The sequence below is a fragment of the Pseudomonas sp. JL23 genome (genome assembly GCF_056933585.1).
The window spans coordinates 322098-339704 of sequence record NZ_CM167795.1 but is presented as its reverse complement, the minus strand read 5'-3'; the positions used below and the strand labels follow the sequence as shown (position 1 = coordinate 339704).

16 protein-coding genes and 1 riboswitch are annotated in these 17607 nt (G+C 59.7%); of the genes, 8 read left to right on the top strand and 8 right to left on the bottom strand.

The window, feature by feature from the left end; translation table 11 throughout:
• Positions 1–49: 49 nt before the first annotated feature.
• Complete coding sequence (locus AC1Z24_RS01615; protein ID WP_310504114.1) at positions 50–442, bottom strand: acyl-CoA thioesterase; 393 nt, start codon at positions 440–442, stop codon at positions 50–52.
• 201 nt (positions 443–643) lie between these two features.
• Positions 644–759, top strand: a riboswitch (S-adenosyl-L-homocysteine riboswitch).
• A gap of 21 nt (positions 760–780) precedes the next feature.
• Between AC1Z24_RS01615 and ahcY the strand changes: the two genes are divergently transcribed.
• From ahcY to ltrA, 5 genes are all read left to right on the top strand, one after another.
• Positions 781–2190 carry an adenosylhomocysteinase gene (gene ahcY / locus AC1Z24_RS01610; protein ID WP_483744314.1) on the top strand — a complete coding sequence of 470 codons (1410 nt, stop codon included), beginning with the start codon at positions 781–783 and terminating at the stop codon, positions 2188–2190.
• Positions 2191–2339: 149 nt separating this feature from the next.
• The gene (gene metF / locus AC1Z24_RS01605; RefSeq protein WP_483744313.1) at positions 2340–3185 is read left to right on the top strand and encodes a methylenetetrahydrofolate reductase [NAD(P)H]; all 846 of its coding nucleotides are present in this window, start codon (positions 2340–2342) and stop codon (positions 3183–3185) included.
• Positions 3186–3291: 106 nt separating this feature from the next.
• Positions 3292–4380 carry a hypothetical protein gene (locus AC1Z24_RS01600; protein ID WP_483744312.1) on the top strand — a complete coding sequence of 363 codons (1089 nt, stop codon included), beginning with the start codon at positions 3292–3294 and terminating at the stop codon, positions 4378–4380.
• 277 nt (positions 4381–4657) lie between these two features.
• The gene (gene rhlE2 / locus AC1Z24_RS01595; RefSeq protein ID WP_483744311.1) at positions 4658–6577 is read left to right on the top strand and encodes an RNA helicase RhlE2; all 1920 of its coding nucleotides are present in this window, start codon (positions 4658–4660) and stop codon (positions 6575–6577) included.
• Positions 6578–7122: 545 nt separating this feature from the next.
• Positions 7123–8544: a group II intron reverse transcriptase/maturase gene (gene ltrA / locus AC1Z24_RS01590; protein ID WP_483743767.1), complete on the top strand. Its 1422-nt coding sequence runs from the start codon at positions 7123–7125 to the stop codon at positions 8542–8544.
• Between the two features lie 86 nt (positions 8545–8630).
• Here the strand turns inward: ltrA and AC1Z24_RS01585 are convergent, their stop codons facing one another.
• From AC1Z24_RS01585 to AC1Z24_RS01575, 3 genes are all read right to left on the bottom strand, one after another.
• Entirely contained in the window at positions 8631–9227 is a 597-nt protein-coding gene (locus AC1Z24_RS01585) for a YceI family protein (RefSeq protein ID WP_259101571.1), read from the bottom strand.
• 27 nt (positions 9228–9254) lie between these two features.
• Positions 9255–9803 (bottom strand): cytochrome b, encoded by a 549-nt coding sequence (locus tag AC1Z24_RS01580; RefSeq protein WP_259101569.1) that lies wholly within the window; start codon positions 9801–9803, stop codon positions 9255–9257.
• 346 nt (positions 9804–10149) lie between these two features.
• Positions 10150–11931, bottom strand: coding sequence for an FAD-dependent oxidoreductase (locus AC1Z24_RS01575; protein ID WP_483744310.1), 1782 nt, complete (start codon positions 11929–11931; stop codon positions 10150–10152).
• A 214-nt stretch (positions 11932–12145) separates the two neighbouring features.
• Between AC1Z24_RS01575 and AC1Z24_RS01570 the strand changes: the two genes are divergently transcribed.
• The gene (locus AC1Z24_RS01570) at positions 12146–13552 is read left to right on the top strand and encodes an adenosylmethionine--8-amino-7-oxononanoate transaminase (protein WP_483744309.1); all 1407 of its coding nucleotides are present in this window, start codon (positions 12146–12148) and stop codon (positions 13550–13552) included.
• Between the two features lie 111 nt (positions 13553–13663).
• Positions 13664–14383, top strand: a complete 720-nt coding sequence (locus tag AC1Z24_RS01565; RefSeq protein ID WP_483744308.1) for a 16S rRNA (uracil(1498)-N(3))-methyltransferase — start codon at positions 13664–13666, stop codon at positions 14381–14383.
• A 70-nt stretch (positions 14384–14453) separates the two neighbouring features.
• On the opposite strand, the gene trhA is transcribed toward AC1Z24_RS01565, so the two are convergent.
• The gene (gene trhA, locus AC1Z24_RS01560) at positions 14454–15068 is read right to left on the bottom strand and encodes a PAQR family membrane homeostasis protein TrhA (RefSeq protein ID WP_483744307.1); all 615 of its coding nucleotides are present in this window, start codon (positions 15066–15068) and stop codon (positions 14454–14456) included.
• A gap of 120 nt (positions 15069–15188) precedes the next feature.
• Between trhA and AC1Z24_RS01555 the strand changes: the two genes are divergently transcribed.
• Positions 15189–16115, top strand: coding sequence for a LysR family transcriptional regulator (locus AC1Z24_RS01555; protein ID WP_483744306.1), 927 nt, complete (start codon positions 15189–15191; stop codon positions 16113–16115).
• A gap of 181 nt (positions 16116–16296) precedes the next feature.
• On the opposite strand, the gene secB is transcribed toward AC1Z24_RS01555, so the two are convergent.
• From secB to AC1Z24_RS01540, 3 genes are read right to left on the bottom strand one after another with little or no spacing between them, the layout of a single operon-like run.
• A complete protein-coding gene (gene secB, locus AC1Z24_RS01550) occupies positions 16297–16779 on the bottom strand; it encodes a protein-export chaperone SecB (protein WP_259101560.1) in 483 nt (160 codons plus the stop codon).
• 43 nt (positions 16780–16822) lie between these two features.
• Positions 16823–17077, bottom strand: a complete 255-nt coding sequence (gene grxC, locus AC1Z24_RS01545) for a glutaredoxin 3 (protein WP_259101558.1) — start codon at positions 17075–17077, stop codon at positions 16823–16825.
• A 1-nt stretch (position 17078) separates the two neighbouring features.
• Positions 17079–17492 (bottom strand): rhodanese-like domain-containing protein, encoded by a 414-nt coding sequence (locus AC1Z24_RS01540; RefSeq protein WP_259101557.1) that lies wholly within the window; start codon positions 17490–17492, stop codon positions 17079–17081.
• Positions 17493–17607 lie beyond the last annotated feature (115 nt).

Here is a 17607-nt window from a genome sequence, read left to right as displayed (position 1 = left end):
ACTGGCAGCGATGCGACGCAATGGCGTGGCATCGCGCTACAGCGGTCGATTATCCCGGCTCGAACTGATCCTTGATGTAGCGAATCTCGGTCCGGCCATGGGGGGCAGGCGTACCGTCTTCGCCCAGGTTGACGAACACCAGTTTGTCGATGGTCAGGATACTCTTGCGCGTGATCTTGTTGCGCACGTGGCAGCTCAGGGTGATCGAGGTGCGACCGAACTCGGTAGCAGTGATGCCCAGCTCGATGATGTCGCCCTGGCGCGAGGCGCTGACGAAGTTGATCTCCGAGATGTACTTGGTCACCACTCGCTGGTTGCCCAATTGCACGATGGCGTAGATCGCCGCCTCCTCATCGATCCAGCGCAACAGACTGCCCCCGAACAGGGTGCCGTTGGGGTTGAGGTCTTCGGGCTTGACCCATTTGCGGGTATGGAAATTCATGATCACTCCTGAGCGTCTGCCATATAGATAAGCAGCATAGTGCCAGCCCAGACCATTTACCTCCATTGAACATCTACTATGGTCGCGATTAGTCACTGGTCATTTAAACGCATCAAGCCCTTGGGCTAATCCGTCGACGCCGTTATAATCGCCACCGCTTCAAAAAACGGTCATCGTTCCCTGATACCGTTTTCCCGCCACCTGTCCGAGGGGCGCTGCAGCAGGTTTTCACCTGTCAGGCTCGGATGGGGCGTTGTTCGAGCCGACCTTCCAGGTCGCCTGCTCGAGCCTTAAACGCACAACGGCGCCCATTCGCACACTACGAATGGAGTCTCTTTATGAGCGCTGTAAACACGCCCGCCGGTTTCACCGACTTTAAAGTCGCCGACATCTCCCTGGCTGCCTGGGGTCGTCGCGAAACCATCATCGCCGAATCCGAAATGCCTGCCCTGATGGGTCTGCGCCGCAAATATGCCGGCGAGCAACCGCTCAAGGGCGCGAAGATCCTCGGCTGTATCCACATGACCATCCAGACCGCCGTACTGATCGAAACCCTGGTTGCCCTGGGTGCCGAAGTTCGCTGGTCGTCGTGCAACATCTTCTCCACTCAGGACCAGGCCGCTGCCGCTATCGCTGCCGCCGGTATCGCCGTGTTCGCCTGGAAAGGCGAGACTGAAGAAGAGTATGAGTGGTGCATCGAGCAGACCATCCTCAAGGATGGCCAGCCATGGGACGCCAACATGATCCTCGACGACGGCGGCGACCTGACCGAGATCATCCACAAGAAATACCCGCAGATGCTGGCCAAGATCCACGGCGTGACCGAAGAGACCACCACTGGCGTACACCGCCTGCTGGACATGCTGGCCAAGGGCGAGCTGAAGATCCCTGCGATCAACGTCAACGACTCGGTCACCAAGAGCAAGAACGACAACAAGTACGGCTGCCGTCACAGCCTGAACGACGCGATCAAGCGCGGCACCGACCACCTGTTGTCCGGCAAGCAAGCGCTGGTCATCGGCTACGGTGACGTGGGCAAGGGCTCGGCCCAGTCCCTGCGTCAGGAAGGCATGATCGTCAAGGTCACCGAAGTCGACCCGATCTGCGCCATGCAAGCCTGCATGGACGGTTTCGAACTGGTTTCGCCGTTCATCAACGGTGAAAACGACGGCACCGAAGCCAGCATCGACAAGGCCCTGCTGGGCAAGATCGACCTGATCGTGACCACCACCGGCAACGTTAACGTCTGCGACGCGAACATGCTCAAGGCCCTGAAAAAGCGCGCCGTGGTCTGCAACATCGGTCACTTCGACAACGAAATCGACACAGCTTTCATGCGCAAGAACTGGGCATGGGAAGAAGTGAAGCCACAGGTTCACAAGATTCACCGTACCGGTGCTGGCACCTTCGATCCGCACAACGATGACTACCTGATCCTGCTGGCCGAAGGCCGTCTGGTGAACCTGGGTAACGCTACCGGCCACCCAAGCCGCATCATGGACGGCTCGTTCGCCAACCAGGTTCTGGCCCAGATCTTCCTGTTCGGCCAGAAGTACGCCGACCTGGCACCGGCTCAACAAGCCGAGCGCCTGACCGTTGAAGTTCTGCCGAAGAAGCTCGACGAAGAAGTGGCCCTGGAAATGGTGCGCGGCTTCGGCGGCGTGGTGACCAAGCTGACCAAGACCCAGGCCGATTACATCGGCGTGACCGTCGAAGGTCCGTTCAAGCCGCACGCATACCGCTACTGATGGTTTGACGCCGCTCCTGTGGGATCGAATTTATTCGCGAAAGCTTTGGTACAACCGGCACAAACTGTCGGATGTAATATCGCATTCGCGGATAAATCCGCTCCCACAAGGAATTGGTGTCAGTCGCTTGCGCTTCCAAGGATTTCATCATGTCCCAAGACCGTCGCTACAGCTTCGAGTTCTTCCCGACGAAGACCGATGCCGGCCATGAAAAACTGCTGACCGTCGCTCGTCAGCTGGCCAGCCTGAAACCCGATTTCTTCTCCTGCACCTATGGCGCCGGTGGTTCCACTCGCGATCGCACGATCAACACCGTGCTGCAGCTGGAAAAAGAAGTCAGCATTCCCTCCGCCCCGCATTTGTCATGCGTTGGCGACAGCAAGGCCGATCTGCGTGGCCTGCTCAAGCAATACAAGGATGCGGGCATCAAACGCATCGTCGCCCTGCGCGGTGACCTGCCTTCGGGCATGGGCATGAGCGGTGGCGAACTGCGCTATGCCAGTGACCTGGTGTCGTTCATCCGTGAAGAAAGCGGCGATCACTTCCATATCGAAGTGGCTGCTTATCCGGAGATGCACCCACAGGCTCGTAATTTCGAAGACGATATCGCCAACTTCGTGCGCAAGGCCAAGGCCGGTGCCGACAGCGCGATCACCCAGTACTTCTTCAACGCCGACAGCTACTTCTACTTCGTCGAGCGTGTGCGGAAAATGGGCGTCACCATCCCGATCGTGCCGGGCATCATGCCGATCACCAACTACAGCAAGCTGGCACGGTTCTCCGATGCCTGCGGCGCGGAAATCCCTCGCTGGATCCGCAAACAGCTGGAGTCCTACGGTGATGACGTGAAAAGCATTCAGGCTTTCGGTGAACAAGTGATCACACAAATGTGTGAACAACTGTTGCAGGGCGGAGCCCCTGGCCTGCACTTCTACACGTTGAATCAGGCTGAACCTAGCCTGACGATCTGGAACAATCTGCAACTGCCGCGCTAAACACTGATTTATTTGTTGCGGCATGTCTGGCACATTCAGGTCATGTTTATTCGGTGACCCTGGCGCAAGCACAGGGTCTCCATGCCTTGGATAACGGACTAAGCAGTTGACTCCACCCAATAAGATCCAACCTCGCCCGCAACTTATCTATCTGGTTTTCGGTGCCGAGACATACCATCAGGAAGCCGTATTCAGCATCGCCAGTGCTCTGGCCTGCCTGCGCGATACGCCTGATCAGGCTCTGGATATCCAGGTATTCAGCGACAATCCCGAGCCTTATCGCTTGCTGCCGGTACATGTGCGCCCGCTGGATGAGGCGACACGCAAGGCCTGGAGCCAACCCCATGGCTATCATTTCCGCACCAAGCACGTCGCCCTGCGCGCCGTTCTTGAAGAGTCGCAGCAAGCCCTGCTGATCGACACCGATACCTTTTTCCACTGCTCGCCGTTCAAGCTGTTCGAGCGGGTCAAGCCCGGCACGGTGTTGTGCAATGCATTCAACCAGCGCTATGGCGCCTATGCCGACTCTGAGCTGCATAAGTCACTGGCCCATATCCTCGCCGAACGCGGCCTGGCCGACGACGAGATGCCGTTGCTCAACTCCGGTGTGATCGGCCTGATGCACGAAGACCGCGAACTGCTGGACCGCTCCATTGCCCTGATGGATGAGTTTTACCCCCTGGCCCGCGGCGCTTACACCCTGGAAGAGTTCTGCCTGGGCGTGGCGGCTTACCGGAACATGGAAGTCGCCGAGTGCACCGACCTGGTTCACCATTACTGGAGCCGCAAGCAACTGTTCCGCGCCAAGATCCGCGCCTGGCTGCGCAAGCACAGCGACGCGCCGCTCACCGCAGAGGCGCTCGACGACACCCGCCGTGTGACCACCCGCCTGCCGCGCCCGCCCCGCTGGCAGCGCCTGTTCTACCGCAGCATGACCCTGAGCGTGCCGTTGCAGCAACGCCAGTTCATTCGTGAAATCCTCTATGGCTGCTACCAGCACAGCAACGAGTTCGACCGCGCCTGCTGCGAAGTCTGGTGGGACAAGGCCCGGGAGAATGCCGAGCAGCGTCTCAAGCAGCCACTGCAGCAGCAACAACTGGCGTCGTGGCTCGACCACTGGATGGTCAAGCAACTGCTGGGCTGCCGCCGCGAGGCGATTTATCAGCACCTTTCACAGCAAAAAAGCGGCGCCTGAAGCGCCGCCGCAATAACGCCACAAAACCGTTGAGCAGCAGGAACGCGGCGCAGAGCGATTGCTCTGTTATACTCCGGCCTTCCCGCCAGGCTTACGCCCGGACGCTCGGTCTTGCAACAGGCATCTCGACACGCCAAAAGCGCATCTTATTCTCCGCGCTGATGTCCCGAGATGACCTTGAGGCCCCGCAGGACCGGACGGGATCGCGACTTCGTCGCCATTCGCGCCGGGCAAGATCTCCCATTGGGCCAAGCCCTCACTTAGAACAGGATTACTCATGTCCTTTGCTTCCCTCGGTCTCTCCGAGGCTTTAGTCCGCGCCATCGAGGCAGCGGGCTATACCCAGCCTACCCCGGTGCAACAGCGGGCAATTCCCGCCGTGTTGCAAGGTCGCGACCTGATGGTTGCGGCTCAGACAGGTACTGGTAAAACCGGCGGCTTCGCCCTCCCGATCCTGGAGCGGCTGTTCCCCAATGGTCATCCGGACAAATCCCAGCGTCACGGCCCGCGCCAACCGCGCGTACTGGTCCTGACCCCGACTCGCGAGCTCGCCGCCCAGGTGCATGACAGCTTCAAGCTGTATGCCCGCGACCTGAAGTTCGTCAGCGCCTGCATTTTCGGCGGTGTCGGCATGAACCCGCAGGTCCAGGCCATGGCCCGTGGCGTCGACGTACTGGTTGCCTGCCCGGGTCGCTTGCTCGATCTGGCCGGCCAGGGCAGCGTCGATCTGTCCCACGTTGAGATTCTTGTTCTCGACGAAGCCGACCGCATGCTCGACATGGGCTTTGTCCATGACGTGAAGAAAGTCCTCGCACGCCTGCCAGCCAAGCGCCAGAACCTGCTGTTCTCGGCAACGTTCTCCAGCGACATCACCGCCCTGGCCGGCAAGCTGCTGCACAACCCCGAGCGCATCGAAGTCACGCCGCCGAACACCACGGTCGAGCGTATCGAGCAACGGGTGTTCCGCCTGCCTGCCAACCACAAGCGTTCGCTGCTGGCCCACCTGATCACTCAGGGTGCCTGGGAACAGGTGCTGGTCTTCACCCGCACCAAGCACGGCGCCAACCGCCTGGCCGAATACCTGGACAAACACGGCCTCAGCGCCGTGGCGATCCACGGTAACAAGAGCCAGAACGCTCGCACCAAAGCCTTGGCCGACTTCAAGGCCGGTGAAGTGCGGATCATGGTCGCCACCGATATTGCCGCCCGCGGCCTGGATATCGACCAGTTGCCCCATGTGGTCAACTTCGAACTGCCTAACGTCGACGAAGACTATGTGCACCGCATCGGCCGGACTGGCCGTGCCGGTCGTAACGGCGAGGCGATCTCTCTGGTCGCGCCGGACGAAGAAAAACTGCTGAAAAGCATCGAGCGCATGACCAAGCAAAAAATCGCCGATGGCGACCTGATGGGCTTCGATATCACGGCCGTTGAAGCCGAGAAACCCGAAGTGCGCGAGCGTCCGGATGTGCGCAACCCACGTGCCGCCCGTGCGCCACGTGGCGAAGGCACCGCCAGCAACAGCGGCGGCCGCAAGGACAAGGGTAAGGATAAAGGCAAGGAAAAGCCGGCAGCCGCGGCAGCAGGCGAGCGCCCGGCACGTCAGCCACGTGAGCAGAAGCCACGCGAAGGTACGCCACGCGGCGAACAACGCGCAGCAGCTCCACGCCCGGCCCCTGATCGTGCCCCAGATGAGTTCCTGGATGACGAAGTGGATAACTTCGGCAACCGCGCTGACTACGTCAGCCCGTACCAGAACAAGAATCAGAGCCGTGGTCGTCGCCCAGGTGCTCCGGCAGCTCCCGGCGCCGCTGCTAACGCCGGTGCAGGCGCACCACGCGGTGGCGCGGCCCCTGGTCGCGGTCCGCGTAGCAATACCGGTGGCGGTGCCAGTACGGGTGCAGGCGCACCGGCTGCCAAGCGCAACGGTCCACGCAATGGTTCGGGCGGCGGTGCAGGCCGTGATGGCCAGGCTCGTCGCGAAGACCAGCCACGCAACCGTCGCCCGGCCCGTACTGATGACCAGCCACGTCAGGAGCCCGCCGTACGCGGCGCCCGTGACGGCCAGCCGCAACCGAAGATCGTGCACAAGGAGTCGAAAAGCGACCGTTTCCCGTCGCCCGAACAGCTCGATCAGTTGCCAAGCCGCCCACGCGGTGAAAAGCCGGCACTGCTGACGCGTAATCGCGATAGCTGAACAACGGATACTGTGGGACCGGCTTTAGCCGGAAAGCGTATTCCCGGCTAAAGCCGGTCCCACAGAATGCACAGTTCCACGCATAAAAAAGCCGACCCTGGGGGTCGGCTTTTTTTATACGTGCGCCAGGCATGGCGCGTTGCGCGTAGCGCAACCAGTTTGGCTGTGGTGGCCATGCTGGTGACTGGGAGGTGAAAGTCCTCTACACACCCGGCAAGGGGAAGTGTTAGCCAGAGGCAAGGGTGTCGCGGGTGACTGCGAATCTGAAGGAAGCCCGAGGCAAAATGCTGGCCTGACGAACAGGAAGCGGATGAGGCGGCACAGCGGGGTAAGGGGGCGTATTTTCCCAAAGCCCGATACTTGCACGGAACGCTGTGACGTAGATCCGACAGGCATAAGCAGGAAGGTCGCGCGAATTACCCTGGGAGATCTGCGCGTTTGCCACTGTGCTACCGAGCGTCGAGAGGCGACGGGATGAGCGTGCAGAAGTCAGCCGAGGCCGTAGTAAGTGGCGAATAACCCCGTCACCAAGGGCCGAACAAGGTATGCCGCCAGTAGGCGTCAAAGTCTCGTTGAATACCGAAATGCAGAAATTTCTCCCAGAGAAGACTGTTACTCCGAGTCCCGGACAGTATCCGAGGATGACGGCTGACAGCGCACAGGTATCGGCGGCGTCTGTGACGTGGACGAACGCGGAGCCGGACACGCTGATGGAACGGGTGCTTGCACCCGCTAACCTTAGGCGTGCTTATCAACGCGTGGTCAGCAACAAGGGCTCGCCGGGTACCGATGGCATGACGGTCGAGCAATTGGCGGGCTACGTGAAACAGTATTGGCCGATCCTCAAGGCTCGGTTGCTGGTCGGCGAGTATCACCCGCAGGGTGTACGCGCCGTTGACATCCCCAAACCCAAAGGCGGAACACGACAACTGGGTATTCCCAGCGTCGTGGATCGCCTGATCCAGCAGGCACTGCTGCAACAGCTCACGCCGATCTTCGATCCTCTGTTCTCGGACTATAGCTACGGCTTTCGTCCGGGTAGAAGCGCTCATCAAGCCATCGAAAAGGCCCGTGACCACGTAGGAGCGGGCAACCGCTGGTGTGTGGAACTTGATCTTGAAAAGTTCTTTGATCGAGTAAACCACGACGTATTGATGGACAAGATAGAGCGTCACGTCGAAGACAAGCGCGTGCTTAGACTGATCCGTCGTTACCTCGAAGCCGGAGCGATGTCGAGCGGGATCGTCAGCCGACGACAGGAGGGGACGCCGCAAGGCGGCCCGCTCTCGCCGTTGCTGTCGAACATCCTGCTTAACGAACTCGACCGCGAGCTGGAACGACGGGGACATCGTTTCGTGAGGTATGCCGACGATACGAATATTTATGTGCGCACTCGTCGTGCGGGCGAGCGAGTGTTGGCCGGTGTTGAGCGCTTCCTGAATCAGCGCCTAAAACTGACGCTGAATCGGGAAAAGAGCCGTGTGGCACGTCCGTGGTTCTGTGATTACTTGGGCTATGGGATGAGCTGGCATCAGCAGCCGAGATTGAGAGTGGCAACGATGAGTTTGGCTCGCTTGCGCGACCGGCTCATGGAGCTGCTGCGCGGGGCACGGGGCCACAAGATGGCGAATGTCATCGGACGTATAAACCCTGTGCTGCGCGGGTGGTCAGGCTACTTCAAGCTCAGTCAGAGCAAACGGCCACTTGAGGAAATTGACGGCTGGGTGCGGCGCAAGCTCCGCTGCGTCCTTTGGCGTCAATGGAAGCGGCCCTCAACGAGGGCGCGTAACTTGATGCGCCTGGGGCTTAGCGAAGCTCGTGCCTGCAAATCAGCCTTCAATGGCCGAGGCCCATGGTGGAGCTCGGGAGCATCTCATATGAATCAGGCGTTGCCGAAGAGGCTATGGGATCAACTTGGGTTAGTCTCGGTACTGGATACGATAAACCGGTTTAGCCGCATAACTTGAACCGCCGTATACGGAACCGTACGTACGGTGGTGTGAGAGGACGGCGGCTGTAAAGCCGCCTCCTACTCGATTCAAACCAAGCGCAATTACTTGGCCTTGACGCCTTCGAACGAGATGTTCAGTTCCATGGTGTCGGACTGTGGACCCAGGTCCATCATCTTGCCGAAATCAGAACGCTTGATCGAAGTAGTACCGTTGAAGCCGGCACGGTAGCCGCCCCATGGATCCTTGCCTTCGCCGTTGAAAGTGGCCTTGACCACAACTGGCTTGGTCACACCGTGCAAAGTCAGGTCACCGGTTACGTCAGCGGTGACTTTGCCGTCAGCATTCTTGCCGGTAGGCGCGACTTTGGTGGAGACGAACTTGGCGTCCGGGTAGGTAGCGACGTCCAGGAAGTCTTTGCTGCTGATGTGCTTGTCACGTTCGGCATGGTTGGTGAAAACGCTGGCGGTTTTCACGTCGATGCTGATTTTGCTGTCTTCAGGCTTGGCAGCATCAAAGCTGAATGTACCGGTCCAGTCCTTGAAAGTACCGTGGATGAAGCTGTAGCCAAGGTGGCTGATAGTGAAATCGATGAAGGCGTGCTGGCCTTCTTTATCGATGGTGTAGTCAGCAGCCATGGCCTGGCCAGCGGTGAACAGTGCGGTACCCAGTGCCAGAGCGGCGAGAGACTTCTTCAACATGCTTTTCTTCCTATTAGGGTTGAACAACTAGCTGCGACCCAGCATGCGCTTGAGGGTCACATCACGATCGATAAAGTGGTGTTTCAGTGCTGCAAGACCATGAAGCCCCGCGAAGATCACGAGAACCCAAGCCAGATAAAGGTGTACGACACCCGCGTTGTCCGCCTGATCCGGCAGGCCGCTGATCAGCGCCGGCACATCGAACAGGCCAAACACCGAGATCCCCACACCGTCGGCGGTGGAAATGAGGTACCCGGCGAACATCACGGCAAACAAGCCGACATACAGAAACAAATGGCCAAACGCCGCGCCGATACGTGTCCACTTGCCATAACTGGCCAATGGCGGTGGCGGCGGGCTAAGCAGACGCCAGACCACGCGGATCAACATCACCGCGAACAGGGTCAGGCCGATGCTCTTGTGCAGATCAGGGCCGGCCTTGCGCCATGTGTCGTAATAACCCAGACCGACCATCCACAAACCCAACGCAAACAGACCAAATACTGCAATGGCCACGCCCCAGTGCAGCAGCATGCTGACCAGACCGTATCGAGAGGAGGAGTTCTTCAGTTGCATCGCCGATACCTTGTATAAGTTGGTCACAGACTAGCTTTTTATCTATCGAATGAAAGCGCAAATTCTTGCTCTGAACCATCGAACATTTCGATTATTACAAAACCGCCGTGCTTTCCGATGGCGCCGTCCTGACGCATGCAACCCCACCCTGGACGGACATAAGCGAATTTGCCCGCCGAGCATCCGGATTATCCGGCGCCAACAAAACAACGCCATGACCACCGGTTTCAGGATGCGGATGAACGGCTGTAAGTGACCTACACATATAGACGATTTTTCCTGCACAAAAAAAAGCGCGACCTGTAGGAGGTCGCGCTTTTCAGTGCTTCAGCTCAATGGCAGCCGATCAGTTCTTCGCGTCGGTTGCCGCTGGCGTCTTGGCCGGCTCGGCCTTTTTCGCCGGAGCCTTGTGGGCCGGGGTAGCTTCTTTCTTGGCAGCGTCTTTTTTCGCCGGTTCTTTCTTGGCGGGCTCTTTCTTCACTGCGGGTTTGTGCGCAGGCGCTTTCTTGGCAGGTTCCGTCGCCTTGGCAGGAGCAACCATCGGCGCCACGACTGGCGCTACTGGTGCTGACACAGGTTCCGGAGCCGGAGCGGGGGCAGGCACTGGCGCAGGAATAGGCTCCGGGGCCTTCTCGGCGGCCTTGCCACCGAACAGACGGGAGAAGAAGCCCGGCTCGTCGTCAGCCTTCTTGGTTTCCACAGGTTTGGCTGGAGCCGGAGCCTGTGGGCCGACCTTGATCACGTCCAGGGTCTTGCCAGCAGCCAGGTCCTGCAACTGATTGGCTGCACGCTGACCGCTGCGCAGGGCGCCTTCCAGGGTGCCAGGGTACAGAGGATCAGTGTGCTCACCGGCAAAGGCTACGCGCTGGATCGGCTTTTCCCACAGACGCCAGTATTTGCTGATCTGCCCTGGGCCAAAGGCCAGGTAGGAGCCGGTGATCGAAGGATCGGTGCTGTAGCGACGAATTTCGTAACCGGTAAACGCGCCACGGGCCTGCGGGAAGAAGTTATGGAAGCGAATCAGCACCTGATCCACCAACTGCTTGTCGCCAAAGGCCTGCATCAGGCGCGCATTGTCGCCGGACAGGTTGATGATGACGTTGGCGCCGCCCTTGAGGGCTGGCTCGATCCACAACATGCCCAGACCGGTGTTGCTGAAGGTTTCACCGGACATGCGCGCCTTGCTGTCCCAGACCGGAGTCTTGAACTTGAGCATGATCTGGTCGCGCCAGCCGTAGTTGGTGCTCTTCAGAGCGCCCTGATGCTGGGCATCGAGGGCCGGGGTCATCTGGATATTGCCCAGGGCGCGCAACGGCACCGCCAGTACCAGGTAATCGGCCTGATAACCAACCGCGCCGACCTTGACAGTGACGCCGTCCTTGTCCTGGGAAATCGCCGATACCGGCGAGTTGGTTTTGATGGTCTTGATCTGCTTGGCAAAGGCCTCGGCCAGGACACCGCTACCGCCGGGCAGGCGGGCAGAGCGCAGGTCGCGGTCATCGACACCGCGATAGACTCTCGACTGCTGAGCGAAATACAGCAGCGACAGGCGCGAAGGCTCGTCGTAACGGCTGCGGATTTCCTGATTGATCAACTGGCGGGCAGTGGCGGGCAGAGTCAGGCGATCCAGCCAGTTGGCGACGTTGATCTGATCCAGGGCGAACAGGGTGTTGTTAGACGCCGGGTTCTGCGGATCATCGATGGAGCGTGCCAGGTTATCCAGGGTTTCTTCGTAACGCTTGAGAGCCGCGGCGGTTTCCGGCTGCTTGACCGCAAGATCGGCGGCAGTGAAATAGCTGCCATCAATCAGATAGCCGGGCGTACGGACGAATTCCGGCGCAGGCACGCTCTGGACCTTGAAGCGATCCAGGTACTGATTGAGCACCGGTTGGACCTTGGCATTACCGATCCACTCGCTGCTCGCCAGGGCCGAGCGACCACCCAGGTTCGGCCGGGCTTCGAGCAGGGTGACCTGCCAGCCTTTGGCCTGAAGTTCATATGCCGTCGTCAGGCCGGCCATGCCGGCGCCTACCACTATGGCGGTGTGTTGTTTTTCAGCTGCCAGTGCAGACGCACTGACCAGCCCTACCATCAACAGCGCACAGGCGCGCAGCCAACCAGAAAGCATTCGGCAAACTCCGAGATAAACGTAAGAAACTTCGGACGACAGGGTCCAGGATCGGCGCGAAGGATACGTCAGCGACGCAAGCGCTACCAGCAATGTCCGCCCGGCGACGAATGTCACTCAATTGGTACAAGAGGTTGTCCCGCAGGCAGGCATTGCATAGGCTTGCGCGATTGTTCGCCCTCGCGTCATGCGAGTCGCCACCAGGAGATTACCGATGGGCCTGAATAACCAGTGGATGCAACGCGACCTCGCGGTCCTGTGGCACCCCTGCACCCAGATGAAAGACCACGAAAACCTGCCGCTGATCCCGATCAAGCGTGGCGAGGGGGTCTGGCTGGAAGACTTCGAAGGCAAGCGTTATCTGGACGCCGTCAGTTCCTGGTGGGTCAACGTGTTCGGCCACGCCAACCCGCGCATCAACCAACGCATCAAGGATCAGGTCGATCAGTTGGAGCATGTGATCCTCGCCGGCTTCAGCCATCAGCCGGTGATCGAGTTGTCCGAGCGCCTGGTCAAACTTACGCCGGAAGGCCTGACACGGTGTTTCTACGCCGATAATGGCTCGTCCTGCATCGAAGTCGCGTTGAAAATGAGCTTTCACTACTGGCTCAATCGCGGCAAGCCCGAGAAGAAACGCTTCGTCACCCTGAGCAACAGCTACCACGGCGAAACCATAGCGGCGATGTCGGTGGGCGATGTGCCGCTGTTCACCGAGACCTACAAGACCTTGCTGATGGACACCATCAAGGTGCCGAGCCCGGATTGCTACTTCCGCCCCGAGGGGGTGAGCTGGGAAGAACACTCGCGCACCCTGTTCGTCGCCATGGAACAGACCCTGGCGGAACATCACGCTAGCGTCGCCGCCGTGATAGTCGAACCACTGATCCAGGGCGCGGGCGGCATGCGCATGTATGACCCGATCTATCTCAAGCTGCTGCGCGAAGCCTGCGACCGCTATGGCGTGCACCTGATTCACGATGAGATCGCCGTGGGCTTCGGGCGCACCGGCACCATGTTCGCCTGCGAACAGGCCGGTATCCGCCCGGACTTCCTCTGCCTGTCCAAGGCCCTGACCGGCGGCTACCTGCCACTGGCGGCGTGCCTGACCACAGACGAAGTCTACGACGCCTTCTACGACGACTACCCGACCCTGCGCGCCTTCCTGCATTCCCACAGCTACACCGGCAACCCACTGGCGTGCGCGGCGGCTCTGGCGACCCTGGATATCTTCGAGCAAGACAACGTCATCGAGAACAACAAGGCCCTTGCCCAGCGTATGGCTACGGCTACGGCGCATCTGGTCGATCACCCCCATGTCGCCGAAGTGCGCCAGACCGGCATGGCCCTGGCCATCGAGATGGTCCAGGACAAGGCCAGTAAGACCGCCTACCCATGGCAGGAACGTCGCGGCCTGCAAGTCTTCCAGCACGCCCTGGAACGCGGCGCCCTGCTGCGCCCGCTGGGCAGCGTGGTGTACTTCCTGCCGCCTTACGTGATCACCCCGGAACAGATCGACTTCCTCGCCGAAGTGGCCAGCGAAGGCATCGACATCGCCACCCGCAGCGGCATCAGCGTGCCAGTGCGCAAGGATTTCCATCCCAATTTCCGGGATCCGGGTTAACTAACGCCGCCGACATCGCTGGTCTGTGGGACCGGCTTCAGCCGGGAAGACGCATTCCCGGCTAAAGCCGGTCCCACAGAATGCCCGATACAACCATTTCAGAGACGCACCATGAGACTGTCCCGCTTCTTTATCGACGCCCCACTGAGCCTTGGCGAGCACGAGCTGCCGGAGGCCCAGGCCCACTACATCGGCCGGGTGCTGCGCATGGCCGAAGGTGATGCCCTGCAACTGTTCGACGGCTCAGGCTTTGAGTTTCGCGGCAAGCTGCTGGAGGTGGGCAAAAAGCGCGTGCGGGTCCAGCTCGACGAGAGCTTTGCCGGGCAGATCGAGTCACCGTTGCGCATTCATCTGGGGCAGGGTCTGTCTCGTGGCGAGCGCATGGACTGGGCAATTCAAAAAGCCACAGAACTGGGCGTCAGCGAAATCACCCCGATTGTCAGCGAGCGCTGTGAAGTGCGACTCAAGGATGAACGTGCAGAAAAGCGTCAGGCCCACTGGCAGCAGATTGCGATCAGTGCCTGCGAGCAGTGCGGGCGCTCAGTGGTGCCGGTGATTCACCCGCCCGTGCCATTGGCCGAATGGCTCAAGCACACCAGCGCTGATCTCAAGCTGGTACTGCATCCGGTTGCCGAGCCACTGGTCAGCCACGAGAAACCGGCGACGCTGGCGTTCCTGATCGGCCCCGAAGGCGGCCTTAACGACGCAGAAGTGGATCAGGCTCAGGACGCTGGCTTCCACGCCGCGCGCCTCGGCCCGCGCGTGCTGCGCACGGAAACCGCGCCGGTGGTGGCGCTGAGCGTGGCGCAGCAGCTTTGGGGGGATTTCTAGTTTGTGGGACCGGCTTTAGCCGGGAAGGCGCATTCCCGGCTAAAGCCGGTCCCACAGCATTTTGGGGTACCTAAAGGACATAAAAACAAATCGCCACAAAGTGCAGCAGGCTCCCGGCAACTACAAACAAGTGCCAGATCCCGTGCCAGTGAGTGATGTGGTCGCGGGCAAAGAAGATAATCCCCACGGTGTACAGCACCCCGCCCGCCGCCAGCCAGGTGAATCCCGCCGTGCCCAGCGCAGCCAAAAGCGGCTTGATCGCCACCAATACGATCCAGCCCATCACCGCATAGATCACCAGGGACATGATCCGCGCCTCGGAACGTGGCTTGATCTCTTGCAGGATACCGATCAGCGCCAAACCCCAGACGATGCCGAACAGCGTCCAGCCCCACGGGCCGCGAAGGGTAACCAGACAAAACGGGGTGTAGCTGCCCGCAATTAATAGATAGATCGAAAAGTGATCAACCTTCTGCATGATCACCTTCGCGCGCCCGCGTACGCTGTGATACACGGTGGACGCGCTATACAGGGTGACCAGGGTCACGCCATAGATCGCCATGCTGACGACCTTCCAGACATCCCCATGCAGGCTTGCCATCACCAACAGCCAGACCGCCCCGATAGTGGCCAGCACCGCGCCTACCAGGTGAGTCCAGGCGTTGAACTTCTCGCCGTAATACATCCGCGCACAACCTCCATTTCAATCGACGAGCCTCAAGGCTCCGGGTTATGACCGCAAAAGTACAGCCATCACTAAGAGACTTGGGCACAATCGGCAGTATTCAAACAAGAAGACCCACCCATGCAGATCGACGACGAACTGACCCTGAAGAAGCTGGAGATCTTTCTCGCCTTCATGCGCACCGGCAACCTGGCCCGGGCGGCGGCGGAATTGCAGACCAGCCACGTCAGCGTGCATCGGGCCATCCACTCCCTGGAAAGCGCCCTGCGCTGCCCGCTGTTCAAGCACGAAGGCCGCAACCTGACTCCATTGGAAAGCGCCTATGTTCTGGAGGAACGCGCCCAGAAGCTGATCCAGGACGTGCTCGCCACCGTCGAACTGACCCGTCAGGCAGCAGGCTTCTCGGCGGCGCGTTTTCGCCTTGGCGCGCTTTATTCATTGACCGTGAAGACCGTGCCGCAGTTGATCATGGGCCTCAAGCTAAGGCGCAGCGAGCTGAATATCGATCTGATCCTCGGCTCCAATATCGACCTGTTCTACAAGCTCAAGAACATGGAGGCGGACGCAATCCTGGTGTCCCTGGACGAGAGCGTCAACGATCCGGACTGCGAGCACCTGCCGCTGTTCAGCGACGATATCTTCCTCGCGGTCCCTGCCGACTCGCCCTTCTCCCAGCGCAGCGAGATCGACCTCAGCGACCTGCGCGAAGCCACCTTCATCACGCTGACCCAAGGCTTCGCCACCCATCGCGACGGTATCCGCGTCTTTCAGCAGGCTGGCTTCGAACCCAAGGTGGCCATGCAGGTCAACGACATCTTCACCCTGCTGAGCATGGTCAGCTCCGGTGTCGGCTACGCCCTGCTGCCGGGGCGCATCGCCGCTGTCTATGAGAACCGCGTGCGCCTGATCCCGTTGCAGCAGCGCTATCACATGCAGCAACACATCGGCATCGTCTTCCTCAAAAGCCGCGAGCGCGATCCCAATCTGCTGGCGTTGGTGGCAGAGTGCCGGATGTATGCCAACCGGCTTTTATCAAACGCCCCTTAGCTCCCGAATTGGAATGGAATTTGTGGGACCGGCTTCAGCCGGGAAGACGATATTCAAGCCTCTGAATATGTATCGGATGTGCCGGCCTCTTCCCGGCTGAAGCCGGTCCCACAGGTTTCTAACCGCAATAAAAAACGCCCCCGGCCTTGCGACCGGGGGCGTTTTTCGTAGCAGCAAAGGCTTACTGAACGGTTGGCGTTTCGCCAGCGTCCTGCATGCGTTGCAGCTCTTGAGCGTACAGGGCGTCGAAGTTGACCGGAGCCAGCATCAGCGCCGGGAACGAACCACGAACCACCAGGTTGTCGATGGCTTCACGCGCGTAAGGGAACAGCAGGTTCGGGCAGAACGCGCCCAGAGTGTGGCTCAGGGAAGCAGCATCCAGGCCCTTGATCAGGAAGATACCGGCCTGTTGCACTTCAACGATGAAAGCGACTTCGTCACCGGTGTTGACGGTGACCGACAGGGTCAGCACGACTTCGTAGAAATCGTTTTCCAATTGTTTCTGGCGAGTGTTCAGGTCCAGGCTGACAGCCGGGGTCCACTCCTGACGGAAGATCGCCGGGCTTTTCGGCGCTTCGAACGACAGGTCGCGAACATAAATGCGTTGCAGCGAGAATTGCGGAGCTTCGTCTTCTGCAGCCGCGTTAGTCTGTTGATCAGTCATCTCAGATCCTTTCTATTCTTAAGGTCTTTCGGGGAACGGGTTATCAGGCTTCCAGCAGAGCGTCGAGCTTGCCGGCGCGCTCCAGGGCAAACAGGTCATCGCAGCCGCCCACATGGGTCGAACCGATCCAGATCTGCGGCACCGAAGTGCGCCCGGCTTTCTTGGTCATTTCTGCCCGCAGTTGCGGCTTGCCATCGACGACGATTTCGTCGAATTCAATGTCCTTGCTCTTGAGCAACTGCTTGGCACGCGAGCAGTACGGGCAATAATCACTGGAATAAACGATGACTTCAGCCATTTCACTTCACCAGTGGCAGGTTGTCTGCACGCCAGGACGACACGCCGCCGCCCAGCTTGGCCGCAGTGAAACCGGACTTGAGCAGCTCACGGGCGATACCGCCGGACTGCTGGCCCTGGGCATCGACTATGATCAGGGTCTTGGCCTTGTATTTTTCCAGCTCCGAGGTGCGCGACAGCACCTTGTCCTGCGGGAAATTCAGGGCGCCAACGATATGACCACTGGAAAAATCCTTGGAAGCACGGATGTCGATGACCACAGCCTGGTCGTTGTTGACCAGTGCGGTCAGCTCGCGCGTGGTCAGGCTACGACCACCCTTGCTCATTTCATAGGCAGCCAGCAGTGCAGCGAGAATGACGAAAGCGCCAGTGATCAGATAGTGATTCGTGGCGAAGGCAAGCAGATGATCAACCATCAGAAGGTTCCAGGGCGTTAAAATGTCGGCCAGTATACACAGCAGCCTAGGTCGGCCAAAGCCCGTACGGCAGTGACTCGCTCTGAACTTGTCACTAATATGGCGATCTTTTTTT

Excerpts from the sequence above, each read along its gene's own strand:
- AC1Z24_RS01615 (WP_310504114.1), bottom strand. The coding sequence starts at position 442 with ATGAATTTCCATACCCGCAAATGGGTCAAGCCCGAAGACCTCAACCCC.
- ahcY (WP_483744314.1), top strand. The coding sequence starts at position 781 with ATGAGCGCTGTAAACACGCCCGCCGGTTTCACCGACTTTAAAGTCGCC.
- metF (WP_483744313.1), top strand. The coding sequence starts at position 2,340 with ATGTCCCAAGACCGTCGCTACAGCTTCGAGTTCTTCCCGACGAAGACC.
- rhlE2 (WP_483744311.1), top strand. The coding sequence starts at position 4,658 with ATGTCCTTTGCTTCCCTCGGTCTCTCCGAGGCTTTAGTCCGCGCCATC.
- ltrA (WP_483743767.1), top strand. The coding sequence starts at position 7,123 with ATGCCGCCAGTAGGCGTCAAAGTCTCGTTGAATACCGAAATGCAGAAA.
- AC1Z24_RS01585 (WP_259101571.1), bottom strand. The coding sequence starts at position 9,227 with ATGTTGAAGAAGTCTCTCGCCGCTCTGGCACTGGGTACCGCACTGTTC.
- AC1Z24_RS01580 (WP_259101569.1), bottom strand. The coding sequence starts at position 9,803 with ATGCAACTGAAGAACTCCTCCTCTCGATACGGTCTGGTCAGCATGCTG.
- AC1Z24_RS01575 (WP_483744310.1), bottom strand. The coding sequence starts at position 11,931 with ATGCTTTCTGGTTGGCTGCGCGCCTGTGCGCTGTTGATGGTAGGGCTG.
- AC1Z24_RS01570 (WP_483744309.1), top strand. The coding sequence starts at position 12,146 with ATGGGCCTGAATAACCAGTGGATGCAACGCGACCTCGCGGTCCTGTGG.
- AC1Z24_RS01565 (WP_483744308.1), top strand. The coding sequence starts at position 13,664 with ATGAGACTGTCCCGCTTCTTTATCGACGCCCCACTGAGCCTTGGCGAG.
- trhA (WP_483744307.1), bottom strand. The coding sequence starts at position 15,068 with ATGTATTACGGCGAGAAGTTCAACGCCTGGACTCACCTGGTAGGCGCG.
- AC1Z24_RS01555 (WP_483744306.1), top strand. The coding sequence starts at position 15,189 with ATGCAGATCGACGACGAACTGACCCTGAAGAAGCTGGAGATCTTTCTC.
- secB (WP_259101560.1), bottom strand. The coding sequence starts at position 16,779 with ATGACTGATCAACAGACTAACGCGGCTGCAGAAGACGAAGCTCCGCAA.
- grxC (WP_259101558.1), bottom strand. The coding sequence starts at position 17,077 with ATGGCTGAAGTCATCGTTTATTCCAGTGATTATTGCCCGTACTGCTCG.
- AC1Z24_RS01540 (WP_259101557.1), bottom strand. The coding sequence starts at position 17,492 with ATGGTTGATCATCTGCTTGCCTTCGCCACGAATCACTATCTGATCACT.